The organism is Streptomyces venezuelae ATCC 10712, assembly GCF_008639165.1.
GTDB lineage: Bacteria > Actinomycetota > Actinomycetes > Streptomycetales > Streptomycetaceae > Streptomyces > Streptomyces venezuelae.
The window spans coordinates 7,232,324-7,253,548 of sequence record NZ_CP029197.1; the positions used below are offsets into that span (position 1 = coordinate 7,232,324).

Genomic DNA, 21,225 nt, shown 5'->3' on the forward strand with positions numbered 1-21,225 from the left:
GAGGCGGGGTGCGGGCTCAGCAGGAGCGGCCGGCGCCCGCGCGGTGGTCGACGAGCGCGGGGACGGCCCTCGGGTGGTCGACCCTGGTGCGCAGGACGGGGGTCCAGCCCGCGTCGGCCCGCAACTGCTCCTCCGGGAACTGGGTGTTGTGGACGGCGAGCAGGTCGACCGGCCTGCCGTTCACGTAGTTGCCGACGGTGGTGACGGGCGCGTCCTTCCACTTCTTGAGGATCTTCCCGGCCGGCACGCCCCCGGCGAGGGTGAACGCGTTCTTCTCCGCGAAGAGCTGGGACTCCTGCCCGACGCCCAGGCTGTACGCGTAGGCCGAACTCGGCACGACGAAGTGGTTGTTGTACGCGTCGACCTGCCCGAACCTGACCCGGGGCGCCCGCTCGACGACGTTCTCGAACAGGTTGTGGTGCAGGGTGACCCGCAGCTTGCCCCGGTCGGTGGCGCCCGCGCTGTCGCTGTTGCCGATCATCAGGGTCTTGTCGTGGTCGGTGAAGGCGTTCCACGAGACCGTGACGAGGTCCGCGCCCCGCACGACGTCCAGTTCGCCGTCGTGCTGCTGGTAGACCTCGCCGTAGTACGAGGGCAGCGAACTGTCCGGGTGGGCGCCGTCGGTGAAGGTGTTGTGGTCGATCCAGACATGGGTGGAGCCGTACACGACGAGGCTGTCGTACTCGGAGTTCCACGCCCCGGTCGCGCCGTCGGTCGGGTCCCACTGCGGGAAGCAGTCGAGCGGGCTCTCCAGCGTCAGGTTGCGGACCACGACGTTGTCGACGCCCTGCACCTGGAGGCTGCCGCCCGTGATCCCCGCGTGCCTGCCGACCCCGACGATCGTGGTGTTCGCCGGCACCTTGACCTTGATGGCCTGGCCCTGCGCGGTCGCGGACGCCGCCCGCAGCTCCTCCTGCGGGCCGCTGACCTCCTTCTCGTACCCCCACACGGCCGGGTCGTAGTCGGCGAGGTAGCGGGCGAAGTCGTAGCCCGGCGCCTCGAAGGCGCCGCAGCCGGCGGCGGTGGCGTTCAGCGTGCCCACCACCTTGACGATCCTGGGCTCGGAGCCGGGCACCGCGAGCGCGGCCCGGAACTCCTCCCAGGTGGCGACGGTGAAGACCCGGGAGGCCTCGGCGGCGGCCCCACCGGTCGTGCCGGTCCCCTCGGACGCCCAGCCGTCGCCGGCGGGCAGCGTGGCGCGAGCCGGATCGGCGACCGGGCGTGGCGCGGCGTGGGGAGCGGCGGCGTGGGCACCGGCGGCGGGGGCGGTGACCGTCAGGGCGAGGGCGGTCGCGGCGACCGCTCCCAGGCGGGTACGTCGGTTCACGGTCGGTTCTCCTCGAACTCGGCTGCGGACCCCGGCTCGGGCCAGGTGATCAGGTCGGTGGGGATCTCGTCGGCCAGCCGGCGCGTCTCGCGCGGGGCCAGGACATGGGTGCGGAGCAGCTCGCCGGCGACCAGCCGGGCCACCTCGATCGCGCCCGGCGGGTTGAAGTGGGTGTTGTCCTGCTCGGTCGCCGTCCAGTTGAAGTACCTCGTGGTGGCCTCGGGCCCGAGCCGCTGCCACAGGGCGAGCGACAGCGCCTCGACGTCGAGCAGCGGGACGTCCGACGCGGCGGCCGTCTCCCGCATCGCCGCCGGATACGCGCCGTGGGTGCGCAGGGCGGTGCCGTCGACCGCGAACCTGCGGCGCTCGACCGGGGTGGCGAGCACCGGGAGGGCGCCCCTGGACCGCGCGGCCTCGACGAAGACCCGCAGGTTGTCCTGGTAGGTGCTCCACGGCTCGGTGTAGCGGGTGGGGTCGGCGACCTTCTCGTCGTTGTGGCCGAACTGGATCAGGAGCAGGTCGCCGGGGCGCAGCTCCTTGAGGATCGGGTCGAGCCGCCCCTCGTCGAGGAAGCTCTTGGTGCTGCGCCCGTTGACGGCGTGGTTGGCGACCCGCACGCCCCGGTGCAGGAAGAAGGGGAGGGCCATGCCCCAGCCCGTCTCGGGTGCGGCGTCGGCGTACTTCTGGGCGGCGGTGGAGTCGCCCGCGAGGAAGAGCGTGCGCATACGGGGGTGTCCTTCGGAACGGGCCGGCGGAGCCCCGGCCAGGGCGAGCGCGAGGCCCGCCCCGGCCGTGACCACCGCGCGGCGGCCGACGCTCACGGGTTCTGCTGCTTCCACTCGGCCTGCGCCGCGTTCAGCTGCTCGGCCAGGTGGTCGAGGAACTCCTTGGCGGTGGACGTGCCGAGCAGGACCTTCTGGAACGCCGGCTCGTTCTCGGCCTTGGAGATCGTGTTCCAGTCCGGCAGGTAGTACGGCAGCTCCACGATCGTGGCCTTGCCGCTGAAGAGGACCTCGGCGCCGAGCTTCGTCGGCTCCGCCTCCTGGAGCCACGGGTCCCGCGCCGCCTCGATGTTGGCGGGGATGGCGCCGGCCGACCTGTTCCACTTGCTGTTGGAGGCGTGCGAGGCGGCGAACTCGATGAACTTCCAGGCGGCGGCCTTGTTCTTGCTGGAGGAGAAGAGCCCGAGGCCGTCGACCGGGTTGGAGACCTGCACCCGGGTGCCGTCGTCCAGCGTGGGGTTGGGGATGCCCCGGAACTTCTCGGTGCCGAGCGCCTTCACATGGTCCTGGTACGAGCCCAGGTTGTGGTTGAGCATGCCGATCTGGCCGCTGTCCCACTGCGCGACCATCTTCGTGAAGTCGTTGTTGACGTCGGCGGCCGGCGTCGTCCTCTTGAACAGGCCGGCGTACTTCTGCAGCGCGGCCACGTTCTTCGGGTCGTTGACGGTGGTCTTGTCGCCGTTCCAGAAACTCGTGATGCCGCTCTGGCCGTACATGGCGTCCAGGGCCTGCGCGATCGAGCCCGCGCCGCCGCGGATCGTGTACCCGAACCGGTTCTTGTCGGCGGCCGTGAGCTTCTCGGCCGCCGCGTAGAACTTCGACCAGGTCGTCGGCTCCGGCAGCCCGGCCGCCTTGAACAGGTCGGTGCGGTAGTACAGCACGCCGTTGCTCGCGGAGGTGGGGACGGTGAACAGCTTGTCCTGGCCGCCCGCCGACTTCACGCTCGCGAGCATGCCCGCGTTCAGCTTGCCCTTGAGGGCGCTGTCCTCGATCCGGGCGTCCAGCGGCTCCAGCGCGTTCTGCGCGGCGATCCCGGCGAGCATCGCCGCGCCGACCCCGCCGACGTCCGGCAGGGCGCCGCCCTGGATCGCGGTGTCGTACTTCGACTGGACCTCCTTGGAGGCGATCCCGACGTACTCGACGTCGATGTCGGGGTTCGCCTTCTCGAAGTCCGCGATGATCTCCTTCCAGACGTCGGTGCGTACACCGCCGTTGTTGTCCCAGAAGGTGATCTTTCCCTTGCCCGATCCCTCGGTGCCCTTGTCGCCGCCCGCGCCGCTGCCGTCGTCACCGCAGGCGGTGGCGGTCAGGGCGAGGACACCGGACAGGGCGAGGGCGAGGGCGGCTCTGCGCCGCCCGCCGGGGAAGATGGTCATCGTCGGCTCTCTTCTCTCGGGGTGTTACGGGGAGTGGGGGTGTGGGTGTGCGGGGGCGCCGCTCACGCGGCGGTGACGCGGAAGGCGGAGAACACGGCCGTCCCGGCGTGTCCCGCGCCTTCCGGCGCTCCGGCGAACAGACCGAGCAGCGCGCCGACCCAGCGCCAGGGCGTGGCGGCGAACTCGGGCCCGAGCCGGACCGACCCGGCGCCGCGGCCGGGGTCGGGGCCGGGACCGGAGTCGGTGCCGTGGTCGGTGCCGACGGCGGAGTCCGGGTCGAGGCCGGCCCCGGACCCGGCGCCGAAGCCGGCCTCGGGCCCGGGACGGACGCCGGAGTCGGGACCGGGACCGGAGTCCGGGTCGGGGTCGCAACCGGGACCGGCGCCGGAGTCAGGCGTGTACGAGAAGCGGCAGCGGGCGTCCGTTGTGATCTCGATCCGGAGCAGGACCTGGTCCCCGGGGACCAGGCGGGAGTGGGCCGCGTCCCGTTCGCGGTCCGTGCCGGCCGGGGCGAACCGGTGCGTCAGCCGGGCCGTGCCGTCCGGCGCCCGCTCCAGACCGATCCAGGCGTACGCGTCGCCCAGGACGACGAGCCCGGCGCGGGCCCCGGGGGACCGGGAGTCGAGCCGCAGCCCGACCTCCACCGTGACGGCCCCGGCGGGCAGCCGCTGGGTGAGCACGTGCGGCACGGTCCGCAGGTCGTCGAGACGGTCCGTCCGCACGCAGTCGAGGCGCAGGCCGTCCCCCGCGTGCTGACTCGCCCAGCCCTCGCCCGGATTGGCGGTCCACTGCCACTGCCGGCCGAACCGCCCGCCGGGAAACGTGTCGTCCACCGCGGGCCGCGCGGGCGGCTGCTCCGGCAGGTCCGGCTTGCGGTGCACCCGGACCGGGGAGCCGCCGTCCCCGAGGACGGGCCAGCCGTCCGCGTCCCAGCGCATCGGCTGGAGATGGACGAGCCGCCCGTGCGCCCCTGACTGCTGGAAGTGCAGGAACCAGTCCTCGCCGCGCTGGGTGCGCACCCAGCCGCCCTGGTGGGGTCCGTTGACGTCGGTGTCGCCCTGCGCGAGGACGACGCGCTCCTCGTACGGCCCGAAGAAGGACCGCGAGCGGAACGCGCCCTGCCAGCCGGTGGCGACGCCGCCGGCCGGGGCGAAGATCCAGAACCAGCCGCCGTGCCGGTACAGCTTGGGGCCCTCCAGGGTGAACCAGCCCGGTATCCGGTCGGCGTCCACCAGCGTCCGGCCCTCGTCGAGGACCTTGGTGCCGTCCTGGCTCATCCGGTGCCCGATCAGCCGGTTGTTGACCCCCGCCCGGGACTTGGCCAAGGCGTGCACCAGATAGGCCTCGCCCGACTCCTCGTCCCACAGTGGACAGGCGTCGATCAGTCCCAGGCCCGCCTTCACCAGGTGCGGGGCCGTCCACGGGCCGCGTACGGAAGGGGAGTTGACCTGGAAGACGCCGTGGTCGGGATCGCCCCAGAAGATCCAGAACCGTCCGTCGTGGTGCCGGAGCGAGGGCGCCCACACCCCCCGGTCGTGCCGGGGCCCGGTGAACGCGGCGGCGGGTTCGAGCCGTTCGAGGGCGTGGCCGACCAGCGTCCAGTTGACGAGGTCCCGGGAGTGCAGCAGCGGCAGCCCGGGCGCCCGGCCGAAGCTGGAGGCCGTGAGGTGGTAGTCCTCGCCGACCCGGACCACGTCGGGGTCGGACCAGTCGGCGGCGAGCACCGGATTGCGGTACGTGCCGTCCCCGAGGTCGCCGGTCGCCGTGGCCGCGCGGTCGGCCGGCCGCGCGCCGGCCGCCCTCATGACGTCACCGCCTTGCGGACCAGGGCGCCCGCGCCGTCCCGGTCGAGGCGGCCGTCGGCGACGACGGTCACCACCCGGCGTACGAACGTCTCCCCGGCCGCCACCGGAAGCCGCCCGTCGGCGGCGAGCGAGGAGCCGACCCCCGGGTACTCGGCGGCCCGGACGAACCACGGGTCCTCGCGGGTCCGCGCGGTCGCCCCGGCGAACACCAGGGTCCAGCCCTCGCCGGCGAGCGCCACCCACTCCGCGCGGGCCGCGTGCACGGCCTCCTCGCCGTCGGCGTCCGCGGCGAACACCGAGGGAGGGGTCGCCTCCTTCGGCGCCCGCCAGAAGAAGCCGCCGTACGCCGCGCCGGGCCGCCCGTTCGTCGCGGGGCTGCCGATCGACAGGTCACGCCCGGACACGTTGGTGAGGGAGAAGGTGAGGTCGAGCGCCCAGGCGGAGTCGGTGAGCGCGGTGGCCGCGACCGTACGGTGCTCGCGGAGCAGCCGTTCACCGCCGGCGGTCCAGCTCAGCTCCGCCACGAAGCCGTCCGGGTCGCACAGTTTGAACCCGTCGTGCCGCTGCACGCCGTGGTTGTCGAGCTCGACGGACCCGCGGCCGCGGACGAAGGTGCGCCCGCCCCAGAAGTTGTGCCCGGCGACGTCGGGCACGGCGACGCCCGCGCCCAGGTGGTGCGGGTGGTCCTCGGGTCCGGTCTCGGTGACGGGGTGCCCGGCGAGTGTGGTGACGGGGTGGAGGTACGGCCGCGGGGAGTGGTCGAGGCCGAGGTCGGGCCGGGTCGTGTACCGGGCGACGACGCGGCCCGCGCAGCGCAGGACCGTCGGGGGCTGGTGGTTCATCGGGCCTCGATCCGGGTCGACCGGGCCCAGGGGGCGCCGAGTTCGGAGAACAACCTGAGTCCGTCGGCGCTGGCGTCCACCAGGGCGTCGACGCCGTCGACGACCCTGCGCGGGGCGCTCTCGCCGGGCGCGGTGTGCCAGTGCGCGGCGGGGATGTCCAGCGGGTCGGCGGCCGTCCGTACCGCCTCGACGACCCGCATGAACGCGCCGGTCGCCGCCGGCGGCACCCACAGCGGCTCGCCGTCCGTGACGTGGCCGACGAGGTTCTCCAGGAGGTCCGTGCGGCCGTACTCGGTCTCCACCGGGCCGTGCCCGGCCCGCTGGACGAGCACCCGGTCCTGCCGGTACCAGAAGGTGATCCGCCCCCGGGTGCCGTGGACGATCACGTACGGCTCCGAGGACCGCTCGGCGCAGAGCGTCGCCGCCACGGTGACCTGGGTCCCGGCCGAGGTCACCACCCGTACCGCGGAGGTGTCGTCGGACTCGATGGCGTGGGCGTGCAGCAGCTCGGTCTCGATGTGCTCGACGTCCTCGGCCCGGGAACAGCCGGCCAGCGTCAGCGCCGTGGCCACGGCGTGCGCGAGGGGGTTGGTGAGGGCCCCGTCGACGACGTCGGCCCCGTCGAGCCGCCGGTGGCCCGCCCAGGGGGCGCGCCGGAAGTAGGCCTCGTCACGGACCCAGGCCCCGGCCGCGCCGACGCCGAGGAGTTCGCCGATGGCACCCTCCTCGACCATCCGGCGGATCGCGGGCACCGCGTGCGAGCCCAGCGACTGGAAACCGATCTGGCAGGCCACTCCGGCCGCCTCGACGCCTTCGGTCATCCTGCGGAACTCCGCGTACGACGGGGCGGGCGGCTTCTCCAGGAGGACGTGCGCCCCGTGCCGTGCGGCGGTGAGCGTCATGTCGGTGTGGGTCTGGATGGGGGTGCTGAGCACGGCGATCCGGGCGCCGGTGGAGGCGAGCAGCGCCGGGAGGTCGGCGGACTGCTCGGGGTCTCCGACGCCGTCGAGTTCGGCCGCGTCGAGCGGGCGCAGCTCGCACACCCCGGCGAGCCGGACGAGGCCCCGTTCTTCGAGGCGGCGGATGTTGAGGAGGTGGCTGCGGCCGTGGCCGCGGGCGCCGGCGAGGACGACCGGCAGGGGTGTCCGTGCGGTGTTCATGTCTTCCCTGTGCGTGCGGTTGCTGTTCATCCCTTCACCGCCCCGGCGCTGAATCCGGTGACCAGCCACTTCTGGATGAAGCCGAAGACGACGACGACGGGGACGGCGGCGATGACGCCGCCCGCGGCGAGCGCTCCGAGGTCGACGCTGTCGGCGCCCATGAGGGTGTTGAGGCCGACCGGGATGGTCTGCTTGTCCTGGCTGCTGAGGAACATCAGGGCGAAGAGGAAGTGGTTCCAGGCGTGGACGAAGGCGAAGGAGCCGACGGCGACGAGCCCGGGGCGCAGCAGCGGGAGGACGACGATCCGGAAGGCGGAGAAGCGGTTGCAGCCGTCGACCCAGGCCGCCTCTTCGAGGGAGTACGGCACGTTCCTGATGAAGCCGCTGATGAGGATCATCGACAGCGGGAGCTGGAAGACGGTCTCGGCGATGATCACGCTGCCGAGGGAGTTGATCATCCGCAGCTCGGCGAAGATCTGGAACAGCGGGACGAGGAGCAGGGCGCCCGGCACGAACTGCGAGCAGAGCAGGGCCAGCATGAAGCCCTTCTTGATCCTGAAGTCGAAGCGGGCCAGCGCGTATCCGCCGGCCAGCGCGACGACGGTGGTGCTGATCAGCACCGCCACCCCGATGAGCAGGCTGTTCTGGAAGAAGACGCCGAAGCTGCGCTCGTTCCAGACCTTCTCGAAGTGCGCGGTGGTCATCGGCCAGGGCAGCAGCGAGGTGGAGCCGGCCGGGCGGACGGCGAAGAGCAGGATCCAGTAGAAGGGGACGAGGGTGAAGAGGAGGTAGATCCCGAGGGGCAGGTAGATCTGCCAGCGGGGCACCTCGTCCCAGGCCCGGCGGCGGACGCGGGCGGCGGGGGGCGGGGTCCGGTCGGGCGGCTGCGCCTGCCGCGGCGGGGTCACGTCGGCCGGGGCCGGGCTCAGGGTGGACTCGGCGGTCATGTGGCGTCGCCTCCGAACTTGCTCAGGCGCAGATAGACCATGGAGCAGAAGAGAAGGATCACGAACGCCACCGTGGTGAGGGCGGAGGCGTATCCGAAGTTGTGGGCGTCGACGCTGGTGTGCGCGATGTAGAGCGGCAGGGTGGTGGTCTCGCCCGCGGGTCCGCCGCCGGTCAGCGTGTAGAGCAGGTCGACGTTGTTGAACTCCCAGACCGCGCGCAGCAGTGTGGAGAGGACGATCGCGTCCCGGATGTGGGGCAGCGTGATGTGGACGAACTGCCGGACCCGGCCCGCCCCGTCGACCTCGGCCGCCTCGTACAGGTCCTTCGGTACGGACTGGAGGTCGGCCAGGATGAGGATGGCGAAGAAGGGCACTCCGCGCCAGAGGTCGGCGACGATCGCGGCCGGGAACACGGTCGCGGTGTCCGAGAGCCAGGACGTGCCGTACGTGCCGATGCCCAGGTCCGCGAGGTAACGGCTGATGCCGGTCTGGGAGTTGTAGAGCAGCACCCAGATGGCGGAGGTGAGGACGCCCGACACGGCCCAGGGCGAGAAGACCAGGGCACGGCCCAGGGCGCGGCCCACGAAGGTCTGGTTCACGATGAGGGCGAGCGCGAGTCCGAAGAGGAGCTGGAGCGTCACCTCGACCACGACCCATTTGAGGCTGAAGGTCAGCGTGCCCCAGAACCGCGGGTCGTCCGTGAAGATCCGGGTGAAGTTGTCCAGGCCCGCGAAGCCGTTCCGCCAGGGCTTGGTGGGGTTGTAGTTCTGGAGGCTGTAGTAGAAGACGCTGAGCACGGGGTAGGCGATGAAGCCCAGCATCAGCAGTCCGGCGGGGGCGATCAGCAGGTACGGCAGCCGGCGGGGCGTGGCGCCCGTGCGGCGGCGCCCCCGTGACGTGACGGCTTGGGGCGGTGGGGTCACAGCTGAGGCCATGACGGCGGCTCCGTTCTCGGTGAAGCGCTTCGCGAACGTCGTTCGAGATTTCGGACAGGGCGGGCGGGTGACATCGGTACGGGTGGCGCGGGGACGCGCGGGGCTCAGCCCGCGTACGGATCGGGAGTGGCGCCCGGCCTGGCCAGGAACTCGAAGTCGCAGCCCGTGTCGGCCTGGGAGATCTGCTCCATGTAGAGCGCGCCGTAGCCGCGCTCGTACCGGGCCGGCGGCGGTGTCCAGGCGGCCCGGCGGCGGTCCAGCTCCTCGTCCGTGACGTGCAGGTGGAGGGAGCGTGCCGCGACGTCGAGGGTGATCGTATCGCCCGTGCGGACGAGGGCAAGGGGTCCGCCGACATGGGACTCGGGCGCCACGTGCAGCACGCACGCCCCGTAACTCGTCCCGCTCATCCGGGCGTCGGAGATCCGCACCATGTCCCGGACCCCCTGCTCCAGGAGGTACCGGGGGATCGGCAGCATGCCGTACTCCGGCATCCCGGGACCGCCCTTCGGGCCCGCGCCGCGCAGCACGAGCACGTGCTCGGGCGTGATGCCGAGCGCCGGGTCGTCGATGGTCCGCTGCATCGACCGGTAGTCGTCGAAGACGACGGCCGGGCCGGTGTGCCGCAGCAGCTGCGGCTCGGCCGCGATGTGCTTGATCACCGCGCCGTCCGGACAGAGGTTGCCGCGCAGGACCGCCACCCCGCCCTCGGCGGCCAGCGGCCTCGCACGGTCCCGGATCACCTCCTCGTCGTGGACGAGCGCGCCGGCCAGCTGCTCCCGCAGCGTGGCGTGGGCGACCGTCGGGCGGTCCAGGTGCAGCACGTCGGTGAGCCGTGACAGGAACCCCGGCATCCCGCCGGCGAAGTGGAAGTCCTCCATCAGGAACCGCCCGCCCGGCCGCAGGTTCGCGAGCACCGGGACGGTCCGCGCGATCCGGTCGAAGTCGTCGAGCGTCAGCTTCACGCCCGAGCGCCCCGCCATCGCGATCAGATGGATGACCGCGTTGGTCGAACCGCCGAGCGCCAGGACGGCGGCGACCGCGTCCTCGTACGCCTCCTGCGTCAGGATCCGCGACAGCCGCAGGTCCTGCCGCACCAGCTCCACGATCCGCAGCCCCGAGGCCGCCGCCATCCGGTCGTGCCCCGAGTCCACCGCCGGGACCGAGGAGGCGCCCGGCACGGTCACGCCCAGCGTCTCCGCGGCGGCGGTCAGCGTCGACGCCGTGCCCATCGTCATGCAGTGGCCCGGCGAGCGGGCCAGGCCACTCTCCAGCTCGGCCATCTCGCAGTCGCCGAGGTTCCCGGCCCGCTTCTCGTCCCAGTACTTCCACATGTCCGTACCGGAGCCGAGGACCTCACCCCGCCAGTGCCCCGGCAGCATCGGCCCCGCCGGGACGAACACGGTCGGCAGGTCGACGGAGGCCGCGCCCATCAGGAGCGCCGGGGTGGTCTTGTCGCAGCCGCCCATCAGCACCGCGCCGTCCACCGGGTACGAGCGCAGCAGCTCCTCCGTCTCCAGGGCGAGCAGATTGCGGTAGAGCATCGGGGTCGGCTTCTGGAAGGTCTCCGACAGGGTGGAGACCGGGAACTCCAGCGGGAAGCCGCCGGCCTGCCACACGCCCCGCTTCACCGCCTGCGCGCGGTCGCGCAGATGGACGTGGCAGGGGTTGATGTCGGACCAGGTGTTGAGGATCGCGATCACCGGCTTGCCGAGGTGCTCCTCGGGGAGGTAGCCGAGCTGCCGGGTGCGGGCGCGATGGCTGAAGGAGCGGAGCCCGTCGGTGCCGTACCACTGGTGACTCCGGAGGTCCTCGGGCCTCCGCGGCGTGCGCTCCGGGTCGGTCCCGCTCATATCGGCCATCCCGCGGCGATCGTGGCGACCTCGGCCCGCTCGCTCTCGGGGAGTTCACGGCTCGGCGGCCGGATGTCACGGCGGCACAGGCCCAGTGAGGCGAGGGCTTCCTTGACCACGGTCACGTTGTCGGCACTGGCATTGGCGGCGCGCAGCTCCTCGAAGCGGCGGATGCGCTCCCAGACCTTCATGGCGCCCGGGTAGTCGCCGGCCCGCAGGGCGCCCAGCATCTCCAGGGAGAGCGCGGGGGAGACGTTGACCAGACCGGAGGTGAAGCCGGTGGCGCCGCTCGCGAAGTAGGCGGGGGCGTACGGCTCGGCGAGGCCCGCCACCCAGACGAAGCGGTCGAGGCCCGCGTCCCGGGCGAAGCCGGCGAACCGGGCCGCGTCGGGGACCGCGTACTTCACGCCGATGACGTTGGGGCAGTCGGCGGCGAGCTCGGCGAGCCGGTCACCGCCGAGCCGCGGGTTGCGGATGTAGGGGACGACCCCGAGCTCGGGGACGGCTTCGGCGATGGCCCGGTGGTAGTCGACCCAGCCGCTCTCGGAGACGTACGGATGGACGGGCTGGTGGACCATCACCATGTGGGCGCCGGCGGCGCGGGCGTGCCGTGCGGCTCCGACGGCCGTCGGCACGTCGTGGCCGACGCCGACGAGGACCGCGGCGCGCTCGCCGGCCTCCTCGACGGTGATCTCGGTGAGGGCCCGGCGCTCCTCGGGGGTGAGGGCGTAGAACTCGCCGGTGTTGCCGTTGGGGGTGAGGGTGCGGACCCCGCCGTCGAGGAGCCGGCGCAGCAGCGCGCGGTGGGTGGCGGTGTCCACGGTGCCGTCCTCGGCGAACGGGGTGACCGGGATGGCCACGACGTCGGCGAGGGCGGTCCTCATCGTCTCGAATTCCATGCTCACGTGTTGCCCGCTCATTCGCTGATCAGGGGTGACTGGGGGAAGGCACGCTCGACGAAGGACGCGATGTGCTCGTGGACCGCGCGGCCGACGCCTTCGACGTCGCCGGCGGCGGCGAGCCGCAGGATCTCCTGGTGCTCGGCGGCCTCGCGCTCCCAGGAGGGGACGGCCGCCCAGGCGACGGTGGAGACCAGCGCGGCCTGGTCGCGGACCTCGTCGAGCATCCGGCCGAGCAGCGGGTTGCCGCAGGGCAGGTAGAGCGCCCGGTGGAACGCCCGGTTGGCCAGGGACCGTTCGGCCGGGTCCTCGGCCCCGGCGGCCCGCTCCAGTGCCTCCCGCGCCTCGTCGAGCGGGGCGCCGGACGCGACGGCGCGGCGCACCGCCTCGGGCTCCAGGAGGAGGCGTACGTCGTAGACGGCGCGGGCCATGTCGGCGTCGACCATCCGGACGGTGACGCCCTTGTACTGGTTCATCACCACGAGCCCGCTGCCCGCGAGGGTCTTGAGCGCCTCGCGGACCGGGGTCTTGGACACCCCGAAGCGCGCGGCGAGTTCGGCCTCGACGAGTGCCTGGCCGGGTCTGAGCCCTCCGGTGAGGATGTCGTGCTTGATCGCTTCGAGCACGTACTGGGTGCGGGAGGGGATGGGGCTGGGGGCGAAGGCCATGGAGCACTCTCAGATCTCGTGTATCGCGTCTCATATATGACGTACGAAGTGCAACGGGCATGAAGCTAAGGGGGCGTTCGTGTTTCGTCAATGGTTCGCGCAAACGCTTTCTACGGCGCCGTCGCCGGGTGGTCACCGCCAGGGTGATCCGGTCGCGGGGGTGGTTCGCGGTTTTGTTTTCTGGGATAACTATTGAGGGCCCGGTGCGGCCCCCGCGGGCCGAGCCCCCTCCCCACCCCCAAGGACCAGCATGAAGTTCACCGACGGCTTCTGGCTGATGCGCGAGGGCGTCCACGCCTCGTACGCCACCGAAGTCCGCGACCTGCGCCCGGAAGCCGACCGCTTCACCGCGTACGCCTCCGTCAAGCGGGTGGAGAACCGTGGCGACACCCTGAACTCGGCCCTCCTGACCGTGGAGTGCCACGCCCCCGCCGAGGGCGTCATCGGGGTGCGCGTCACCCACCACGCCGGAAGGGCCCACCGGGGACCGGACTTCACGCTCGACGCCCCGGAACCCGGCGCCGGCACGGTCCGCCTCGACGGCCCCCTCGTCGAACTCGCCTCGGGACCGCTCCGGCTCTACCTCGACCGCTCGGCGCCCTGGACCCTGGAGTTCCGCGACGCCGGAGGCCGCACCCTCACGGAGGCCGGCCGGAAGGGCACCGCGTTCGTCACCACCCCCGACGGCGCCCACCACATGGCCGTCCAGCTCGCCCTCGGCGTCGGCGAGCAGATCTACGGCCTTGGCGAGCGCTTCACCCCCTTCGTGAAGAACGGCCAGAGCGTCGACATCTGGCAGGCCGACGGCGGCACCAGCAGCGAACAGGCCTACAAGAACGTGCCGTTCTACCTCTCCTCGCGCGGCTACGGCGTCTTCGTCAACCACCCGGGCCGGGTCTCCTTCGAGGTCGGCTCGGAGGCCGTCGGCCAGGTCCAGTTCAGCGTCGAGGACCAGACCGTCGAGTACTTCGTCGTCGCGGGCCCGACACCCAAGGACGTCCTCGCCCGCTACACCGCGCTCACCGGCCGCCCCGCCCTGCCGCCGCCCTGGTCCTTCGGCCTCTGGCTGACCACCTCCTTCACCACCCCGTACGACGAGGCGACCGTCACCTCCTTCGTCGACGGCATGGCCGAGCGGGACATCCCGCTCTCCGTCTTCCACTTCGACTGCTTCTGGATGCGCGAGTACCAGTGGTCGGACTTCCGCTGGGACCCCGGGACCTTCCCCGACCCCGAGGGCATGCTCGCCCGGCTCAAGGCCCGCGGCCTGCACGTCGGCCTGTGGATCAACCCGTACATCGCCCAGAAGTCCCCCCTCTTCGAGGAGGCCAGGGAGCGCGGCCACCTCCTCCTGCGGCCCTGCGGCGACGTCTGGCAGTGGGACCTGTGGCAGCCCGGCATGGCCCTCGTCGACTTCACCAGCGCCGAGGCCAGGGCCTGGTACCAGGACCGGTTGCGGCCGCTGCTCGCCCAGGGCGTCGACTGCTTCAAGACCGACTTCGGGGAGCGCGTCCCCACCGACGTCGTCTGGCACGACGGCTCGGACCCCGAGCGGATGCACAACTACTACGCCCAGCTCTACAACCGGACCGTCTTCGACCTCCTGGAGAAGGAGCGCGGCACCGGCGAGGCCGTGCTCTTCGCCCGCTCCGCAACCGCCGGCGGCCAGCGGTTCCCCGTCCACTGGGGCGGCGACTGCTGGGCCTCCTTCGAGGCCATGGCCGAGTCCCTGCGCGGCGGCCTCTCGCTCTCGCTGAGCGGCTTCGGCTTCTGGAGCCACGACATCGGGGGCTTCGAGGGCACGCCCGAGCCGGAGGTCTTCACGCGCTGGCTCGCCTTTGGGCTGCTCTCCTCGCACAGCAGGCTGCACGGCAGCGACTCGTACCGGGTGCCGTGGGAGTTCGGCGAGGAGGCCGTGCGGGTCGCCCGCCGCTTCACCCGCCTCAAGCACCGGCTGATGCCGTACCTGTACGGGGCGGCCGTCGAGGCCCACCGGACCGGGGTGCCCGTGATGCGGCCGATGCTCCTGGAGTTCCCCGACGACCCGGCCTGCCGGACCCTCGACCGGCAGTACATGCTCGGACCCGACCTCCTGGTGGCGCCGGTCATGACCGCCGGCGGCGAGGTCGAGGTGTACCTCCCGGCGGGCGACTGGACCCACCTCCTGACGGGCGAGACCGTCACCGGCCCCGGCTGGCGCCGCGAGACCCACGCCCTCGACAGCCTCCCGCTGTACGTACGCCCCGGCGCCGTCCTCCCCCTCGGCGCCGACGCCTCCCGCCCGGACGGCGACTGGGCGGACGGCCTGACGCTGCTGGTGGCCCCGGGCGGCGCGGCCGGCACGACGACCACGGTCACCGTCCCGGAACACGCGGGCGCGACGGCCGCGGTCTACGAGGTGACCCGCACGCCGGAGGGCCCGAAGGCGACCGCGACCGGCACGGAACGGCCGTACACGGTCCGGGTCCTGGGGCCGGACGCGGGCTCCGCGGCCCGGGTCCTCGGCCCGGACGCGGGGTGATCCGGCAGGTTCCCGCGGTGGCCGCGGGGTGATCGCCGCGGCGTAGGGTCAGGGCCATGACGACGCATCCCACGGTACGCGAGCCCGCACAGCGCAAGAAGGACGTCCTCGCCCGCCTGGAGCGGGAGGTGGACATCTGGGTTGGCCTCCGCGAGCGCCGACGCCCGCCCGTACCTCGTCCCGCTGGCCTTTTATTGGGACGGCGCGGACATCTGGCTGTGCACCCGGCTGACGAACCCCACCGGCCGCAACCTCGCCGCATCCGGCCGGACCCGGCTGGCGCTCGGGCACACCCGGGACGTGGTGCTGCTCGACGGCGAGGTGACGACCCTCGCCGTCGACGCGGTCCCGACGGAGGCGATCGAGGGCTTCGCCGCGAAGTGCGGCTGGGACCCCCGGAATTCGGGCCCCGCGTACGTCTGGTTCCGGGTCCGTCCCACCGACGTGGAGGCCTGGCTGGAGGAGCCCGAAATGGCCGGCCGCCACCTGATGCGGGACGGCGTCTGGCTGGTCTGAGCCCGCCCTCGGGCGGGCCCGGCCGCGCCCCGGGTCAGCGGTAGTCGTCCGGGTGGCCCTGCATCCACGTGTTGATGAAGTCGCGGGTGCCGATGAGCAGTTTCTCGTGCTTCTTCAGGTTCTCGTAGGAACTGTCCCCGGCCAGCGTCTTGTTGAGCTCGGCCATCTTCTGGATCGGCTCGGGGAAGTGGCCGGGCCCCTTGGGGTCGGCCTTCATCGCCCCGTCGAGTTCCTGGAGTTCCTTGTGGACGCGGCCGAGGAAGTAGGCGCAGTCCTGCGCGCAGGAGTCGTAGAGCGTGGCCTGGAGGGTGGCGAAGGCGTCACGGACCTTCTCGCCGGAGGAGGGGGCGAGGTCGGACGGAGTGGCGGCGGTGTCCGCCTCGGGCGGAGCGGTGGGCTCGGCCGTGGTGGCCGCCGGCTCGGACGCCCCGGGCGTCGCCGTCGCCGTGGCCCCCGGGCCCGCCGCCGAACGGTCGGGCTCGGGGGTCGTCCCGCAGGAGACGGTCAGGGCCGCCAGGGCGGCGGCGACCAGTGCGGCGCGTCGTAGGGACGTCTTGGCAATCATGTGGAGCCCTCCCCGGTTTTATGTACCGGTGACCCTATCCGGCGCGTCGCCCAGGATTTGGCACCGGTCGGCGGACCTCAGCCGGAGCAGGCGACGTGCGCCAGCCGTACCCGCCCGCGCAGCTCGACGCGGAGGTCCGTCACACCTCGGACGCGGCAGGCCACCGCCACGGTGGCGTAGGCGTACGGGCCGTCCGTCGGCCCCACGACGACACCGGCCAGGGTCGTCCCGTCGGCCGCGAAGAACGTCACCTCGCCCGTCCCCGAGGCCGTCACCGCGATCTCCGCGACGCCGTCGCCGAAGTCGCACGCGCGGTAGAGCAGGACGCCGGGCACGCCCGGGTCCGCCGGGGTCACCGCGTCGCCCGAGGTCTTCGCGCGGTCCACCAGCACCGTGCCGGACTGCTCGTCGTAGTCGGCCGCTGACAGGCCCGCCGTCAGGACCGGGCGCGGGCCCGGTGCCTCACCCGCCACCTCGACGCGGACCGTGCGGCGGACGTCGGCGCTGGACGCTCCCGCCTGCAGCTCGTACGCGCCCGGCTCCACCGTCCACCGGCCGTGGGCCACGTCCCAGTGTCCGAGCGCCGCCGTCGGCGCCTCGAAGGCGAGGGAGACGGACGCGCCCGGCGCGAGGGACACCCGCTCGTGGGCGACCAGCTCGCGGTGCGGGCGCGGCACGGTCGGCGCCACCGCGCGCGCGTACACCTGGACGACCTCGTCGGAGGCGACGGCGCCGGTGTTCGTCACCGTGCAGGAGATCCGTACCGTCTCCCCGTCCACGGCCGCCGTCAGCTCCTCGTACCCGAACGTCGTGTACGACAGGCCGTGCCCGAACGGGAACAGCGGCGTGCCGTCGAAGTACAGATAGGTCTGCCGGCCGCCGATGACGTCGTAGTCGAGGAGGTCGGGCAGGTCCTCGTCGGCCGCGTACCAGGTCTGCGGGAGCCGGCCCGCCGGGGAGACGTCGCCGGCCAGGACCCGGGCGAGCGCCGTGCCCGCCGCCTGCCCGCCGTGCGCGGTCCAGAGCAGCGCCGGGAGCGTGGCGGCCGCCGCCGGGACCGCGTACGGGTAGGAGGACACGAGGACCAGGACGGTCCGCGGGTTCGCCGCGTGCGCGGCCCGCCAGAGCCGCTCCTGGTGGGCGGGGAGCGCGAGCGTCGTCCGGTCCTCGGTCTCCCGGCCGTTGATGTGCGGGTCGTTCCCGGCCACGACGACCACGGTGTCCGCCCCCGCGGCGGCCCGCGCGACCGCCTCCTCGCCCCGCTCGACCACCTCCACCGTGAAGACGTCGGCGGATTCCCGGCCGGCGGCAACCTTCACGCCCTCGGCGGCGACAGAGACGTAGCCACCCGTACCGAGGTGCAGAAGGAGGTGCCCGTTCCCATGGTCCTCACGGGCTTCCAGCCGGAAGGTCTCCTGGACGACCCAGCCGCCGGGCTGGTCCGCCGAGGCGCGGACGAACCCGTCCCCGGCGACCGACAGGTAGCGGCCGTCGGGGGCGCGCAGGGTCAGCACCCCGTCGCCCCGGTCGACGAGGGCAAGTTCCGAGCCCTCGGCGTCGGCGGTCAGCGGCGGAAGGTCCGTACGGCCCGCGAGCAGAGCCGGGTCGAGCGCGCCCTCCGCACCCCGCGCGGCGCCGGCCGCGCCGGGGCTCTCCGGCACCCGCAGCAGCGCCCCGGACGCGGTTCGCAGCCGGACCCGGTCCACGCCCTCGGCGAAGGTCACGCGGTCCGCGCCGAACCGCTCGCGCACCCCGTCCAGCGGCGAGGAGCGGTGGATCAGGGAACCGCTGTACCAGTCCAGCATGCAGGCGTCGCCGAGCAGCCCGACCACCGCGATCCGCCGCCCGTCGGCCGCGAGGGGCAGCAGTGGCCGTTCGCCCGGTTCCGGGGGCTCGTTGCGCAGCAGGACCACCGCCGCCTCCGCCGCCTCGCGGGCCAGCTCCCGGTGCTCGGGCGTGTCGAACCGGTCCTCCGCCGCGTACGGGCCGAGGTCCGGGTCGAACTCGCCGAGCAGGCACCGTACGGTCAGCTGGCGCCGCACCGCCCGGTCCACGTCCTCCCGGTCGATCAGCCCCGCCTCCAGGGCGCCGCGCAGCCGCCCCAGGATCACCGAGGCGTCCGTGCCGTGGTCGGTGAAGGAGTCGACCCCGGCCCGCAGCGCGGCCGCCACCGCCTCCTCGTGCGACCCGAAGTACCCCTGCGAGTCCGCCAGGTTGGACGGCGCGCCCGCGTCCGAGCAGACCAGCAGCTCCTGGTCCGTCCAGGTGCGCAGCTGCTCCTCCAGATACGGGGAGAGGTGGTTCGGGCGGCCGTTGACCAGGTTGTACGCGGGCATCACCCCGGCCACCGCGCCCGCCTCCACCGGACCGCGGAAGGCCCGCAGGTCGTACTCGTGCAGCACCCGGGGGCGTACGGACGCCGAGGAGGTGTCCCGCGCCGTCTCGTTGTTGTGCGCCAGCCAGTGCTTGAGGACGGGCGCGGTGCGCCAGTGGACCGGATGGTCGCCGCGCAGCCCCCGGGTGAACGCGGTGGCGATCGCGGCGGTCAGCGCCGGGTCCTCCGCGTACCCCTCCTCGCCGCGCCCCCAGAGCGGGTTGCGCAGCAGGTTCACCGTCGGCGCCCACACGTTGAGGCCGACCCGGTCGTCCTTGGCGCGCATGGCGCGCGCCTCGCGGGAGACCGCCTCGCCGACCCTGCGCACCAGCTCCGGGTGCCAGGTGGCGCCCAGGCCCACGGACTGCGGGAACACGGTCGCAGGTCCCATCCAGGCGACTCCGTGCAGGGCCTCCTGTCCGGTGCGGAAGGGGGCCAGGCCGAGGCGTTCGATCCCGGGGGTGAACTGGTGGAGGAGTGCGAGCCGTTCGTCGGCGGTGAGCCGGTCGAGCAGATCGTCGACACGGCGGGCCACGGGGAGCGCCGGGTCACGGAAGGGCGGCCGGTGTGCGGTCACGTGCGAATCCCTTGGCGGAGAGGAGCGGTGGAGGGGGCAGGGCGAGCTTTCGAAGCGCTTCGATGCTCCGGTCGCGAGGAGCGGGTGTCAAGCCGTGGGCCGCGGCCATCTCCCTTGCGTGCGAGCGGACTTGAGGCGGCCCGAATCGCCGGGAAGTCGGCGAGATTCTCGGGACCGACTCTTGCCGCGCCTGTGACGTTCACTTAACCTCGCAGCAACATCGAAGCGCTTCGACTCGATCGATCGTCGGCAGCGCCCGGGCTATCGCCCCCGCCCGCTCCACCTCCACCACCGCAGCCGGCCGGCACCCCCGCGGTCGCCGGATGTCCTGGCGCGTGCCATGAAGGGTTGACGCAATGACGCCGAACGCCGTCTCCACGGGCTCCCGGAGATCCACCCCGAGCCGGAGCGACTCCGGGCAGAGCCGCCGGGGCTTCCTCGCCTCCACCGCGGTCGCCGCCGCCGCGGTCGCCGGCGGCGCCCCGCTGCTCACGGCCTGCGGGGGCGGGGGCACGGACGGCGGGAAGAAGGACGGCACCACCACCGGCAAGGACGCGGCGAAGATCCTCCCCGCCTTCGTCGGGAGCACCGTCGTCGCCCCCGACCTCGCCCCGGAGAACGGCTCGGCCGCCGGCTTCACCCGCGCCATCCCGAGCGCCGGACTCAAGGCCTCCGTCGCGGCGAAGCGGGGCAAGGGCGGCGCCCTCACGATCATGGCCCCGTTCTGGGGCCCGCCGCCCGCCCCCGACAACCCGTACTACACGGCCATGAACGAGGCCATCGGCGTGCGGGCCACCTGGCAGAACCAGGACGGCAACGTCTACGACCAGAAGCTCGGCGCCGTCCTCGCCTCCAGCGAGATCCCCGACGTGGTCGTCGTCCCCGGCTGGAACCTCGGCGGCAAGATCCCCAGCGCCGTCGAGGCCAAGTTCGAAGACCTCGGCCCCTACCTCTCCGGCGACAAGGTCAAGGCCTACCCCAACCTCGCGGCGATCCCCACCGACGCCTGGCAGCGGTCCATCTTCGGCGGCAGACTGCGCGGACTGCCCATGCCCGCCTCGTACGTCACCAACATCGCGCCCTTCTACCGCAAGGACCTCTTCGACGCGAAGGGCTGGCAACCCCCCACGAGCGCCGACGAGTTCCTGGCCCTCGCCAAGGAGATCACCAGTGCCAGGACGAAGGTGTGGGCCTGCGGTGACCTGACCTGGACCGCGTACAACATGTTCGGCGTCCTGTCCGGAAGCGACAAGGCGCTCGGCTGGACCCTCGTCGACGGCAAGCTCGTCAACCGCATCGAGACCCCCGAGTACCTCGAAGCCCTCGCCTGGACCCGCAAGCTCTTCGACGCCGGAGTCGTCCACCCCGACGAGAAGGCCCAGAACCAGGGCGACACCGGAAACCGCTTCACCGCCGGCCAGTGCCTGATCTACAACAACGACCTCTCCCACTGGTACGCCAAGACCTCCGAACAGGCCGCGCAGAACCCCGGGTTCGCCATGGCGGCCATGGACATCCCCGGCCACGCCGGAGGCCGGCCGAAGCTCTGGGCCACCAACCCCGCCAACATCTGGGCGTTCATCCGGAAGGGCAGCTCCAAGGCGGTCGTCGAGGACGTGCTCGCCGTCGCCGACTTCACCGCCGCCCCCTACGGCACCAAGGAGCGGATGCTCACCGACTACGGCGTCGAAGGCGTCCACCACACGGTCGAGAACGGCCTGCCGGTCAAGACCGACAAGGGCAACCAGGAGGTCAGCAGCTCCTGGATGTTCGTCGCCAGCCCCGCCCCCTACATCGCGCACCCCGACACCCCCGAGGTCACCCGCGCCATGATCGAGTGGCAGCGGCGCATGGGCGCCGTGACGTCCAAGTCCTCCTTCTACGGCATGACCGTCACCGAGCCGTCCCGCTGGACCGGCCTCATGAACGACTTCGAACAGCTGGAGAAGGACATCGTCCGCGGCCGCAAGAAGGTCTCCGACATGCAGCAGGCCGTCTCCGAGTGGAAGACCAAGGGCGGCGACCAGCTCCGCGACTGGTACCGCAAGCTCCTCGACACCAACGGCCCCGCGGCGGGCTGA

16 protein-coding genes are annotated in these 21,225 nt (G+C 72.7%); 3 read left to right on the forward strand and 13 right to left on the reverse strand.

What is annotated here, in order from left to right:
- Nucleotides 1-16: 16 nt before the first annotated feature.
- The 11 genes from DEJ43_RS33115 to DEJ43_RS33170 all read right to left on the reverse strand — a co-directional run bounded on the left by DEJ43_RS33115 (nt 17) and on the right by DEJ43_RS33170 (nt 12,591).
- Nucleotides 17-1,327, reverse strand: coding sequence for a pectate lyase family protein (locus DEJ43_RS33115; protein ID WP_015037799.1), 1,311 nt, complete (start codon nt 1,325-1,327; stop codon nt 17-19).
- Nucleotides 1,324-2,148, reverse strand: coding sequence for a rhamnogalacturonan acetylesterase (locus DEJ43_RS33120; RefSeq protein ID WP_041663175.1), 825 nt, complete (start codon nt 2,146-2,148; stop codon nt 1,324-1,326). The genes DEJ43_RS33115 and DEJ43_RS33120 overlap by 4 nt, the downstream gene beginning before the upstream one ends.
- Entirely contained in the window at nt 2,145-3,485 is a 1,341-nt protein-coding gene (locus DEJ43_RS33125; protein WP_015037801.1) for an ABC transporter substrate-binding protein, read from the reverse strand. The genes DEJ43_RS33120 and DEJ43_RS33125 overlap by 4 nt, the downstream gene beginning before the upstream one ends.
- Before the next feature lie 62 nt (nt 3,486-3,547).
- On the reverse strand, nt 3,548-5,290 hold the full coding sequence (locus DEJ43_RS33135) for a glycoside hydrolase family 43 protein (RefSeq protein WP_015037802.1): 1,743 nt from the start codon (nt 5,288-5,290) through the stop codon (nt 3,548-3,550).
- The gene (locus DEJ43_RS33140) at nt 5,287-6,132 is read right to left on the reverse strand and encodes a DUF6807 domain-containing protein (protein WP_015037803.1); all 846 of its coding nucleotides are present in this window, start codon (nt 6,130-6,132) and stop codon (nt 5,287-5,289) included. Before DEJ43_RS33140 ends, DEJ43_RS33135 begins: the two co-directional genes overlap by 4 nt.
- The gene (locus tag DEJ43_RS33145; protein WP_041663177.1) at nt 6,129-7,292 is read right to left on the reverse strand and encodes a Gfo/Idh/MocA family protein; all 1,164 of its coding nucleotides are present in this window, start codon (nt 7,290-7,292) and stop codon (nt 6,129-6,131) included. Before DEJ43_RS33145 ends, DEJ43_RS33140 begins: the two co-directional genes overlap by 4 nt.
- 26 nt (nt 7,293-7,318) lie before the next feature.
- Nucleotides 7,319-8,239 (reverse strand): carbohydrate ABC transporter permease, encoded by a 921-nt coding sequence (locus tag DEJ43_RS33150; protein WP_015037805.1) that lies wholly within the window; start codon nt 8,237-8,239, stop codon nt 7,319-7,321.
- A complete protein-coding gene (locus tag DEJ43_RS33155) occupies nt 8,236-9,174 on the reverse strand; it encodes a carbohydrate ABC transporter permease (RefSeq protein WP_015037806.1) in 939 nt (312 codons plus the stop codon). The genes DEJ43_RS33150 and DEJ43_RS33155 overlap by 4 nt, the downstream gene beginning before the upstream one ends.
- Before the next feature lie 104 nt (nt 9,175-9,278).
- Nucleotides 9,279-11,024, reverse strand: coding sequence for an L-arabinonate dehydratase (araD, locus tag DEJ43_RS33160; protein ID WP_015037807.1), 1,746 nt, complete (start codon nt 11,022-11,024; stop codon nt 9,279-9,281).
- Entirely contained in the window at nt 11,021-11,944 is a 924-nt protein-coding gene (locus tag DEJ43_RS33165) for a dihydrodipicolinate synthase family protein (protein ID WP_015037808.1), read from the reverse strand. The genes araD and DEJ43_RS33165 overlap by 4 nt, the downstream gene beginning before the upstream one ends.
- Nucleotides 11,941-12,591, reverse strand: coding sequence for a GntR family transcriptional regulator (locus tag DEJ43_RS33170; protein ID WP_015037809.1), 651 nt, complete (start codon nt 12,589-12,591; stop codon nt 11,941-11,943). Before DEJ43_RS33170 ends, DEJ43_RS33165 begins: the two co-directional genes overlap by 4 nt.
- 250 nt (nt 12,592-12,841) lie before the next feature.
- On the opposite strand from DEJ43_RS33170, the gene yicI reads away from it, so the two are divergent.
- Nucleotides 12,842-15,112: an alpha-xylosidase gene (gene yicI, locus DEJ43_RS33175; protein WP_015037810.1), complete on the forward strand. Its 2,271-nt coding sequence runs from the start codon at nt 12,842-12,844 to the stop codon at nt 15,110-15,112.
- 141 nt (nt 15,113-15,253) lie between these two features.
- Nucleotides 15,254-15,628: a pyridoxamine 5'-phosphate oxidase family protein gene (locus DEJ43_RS33180; protein ID WP_015037811.1), complete on the forward strand. Its 375-nt coding sequence runs from the start codon at nt 15,254-15,256 to the stop codon at nt 15,626-15,628.
- 34 nt (nt 15,629-15,662) lie between these two features.
- Here the strand turns inward: DEJ43_RS33180 and DEJ43_RS33185 are convergent, their stop codons facing one another.
- Complete coding sequence (locus DEJ43_RS33185) at nt 15,663-16,193, reverse strand: hypothetical protein (RefSeq protein WP_015037812.1); 531 nt, start codon at nt 16,191-16,193, stop codon at nt 15,663-15,665.
- A gap of 77 nt (nt 16,194-16,270) precedes the next feature.
- Entirely contained in the window at nt 16,271-19,144 is a 2,874-nt protein-coding gene (locus DEJ43_RS33190) for a glycoside hydrolase family 3 C-terminal domain-containing protein (protein WP_015037813.1), read from the reverse strand.
- A gap of 356 nt (nt 19,145-19,500) precedes the next feature.
- Between DEJ43_RS33190 and DEJ43_RS33195 the strand changes: the two genes are divergently transcribed.
- Nucleotides 19,501-21,225, forward strand: coding sequence for an extracellular solute-binding protein (locus DEJ43_RS33195; protein ID WP_015037814.1), 1,725 nt, complete (start codon nt 19,501-19,503; stop codon nt 21,223-21,225).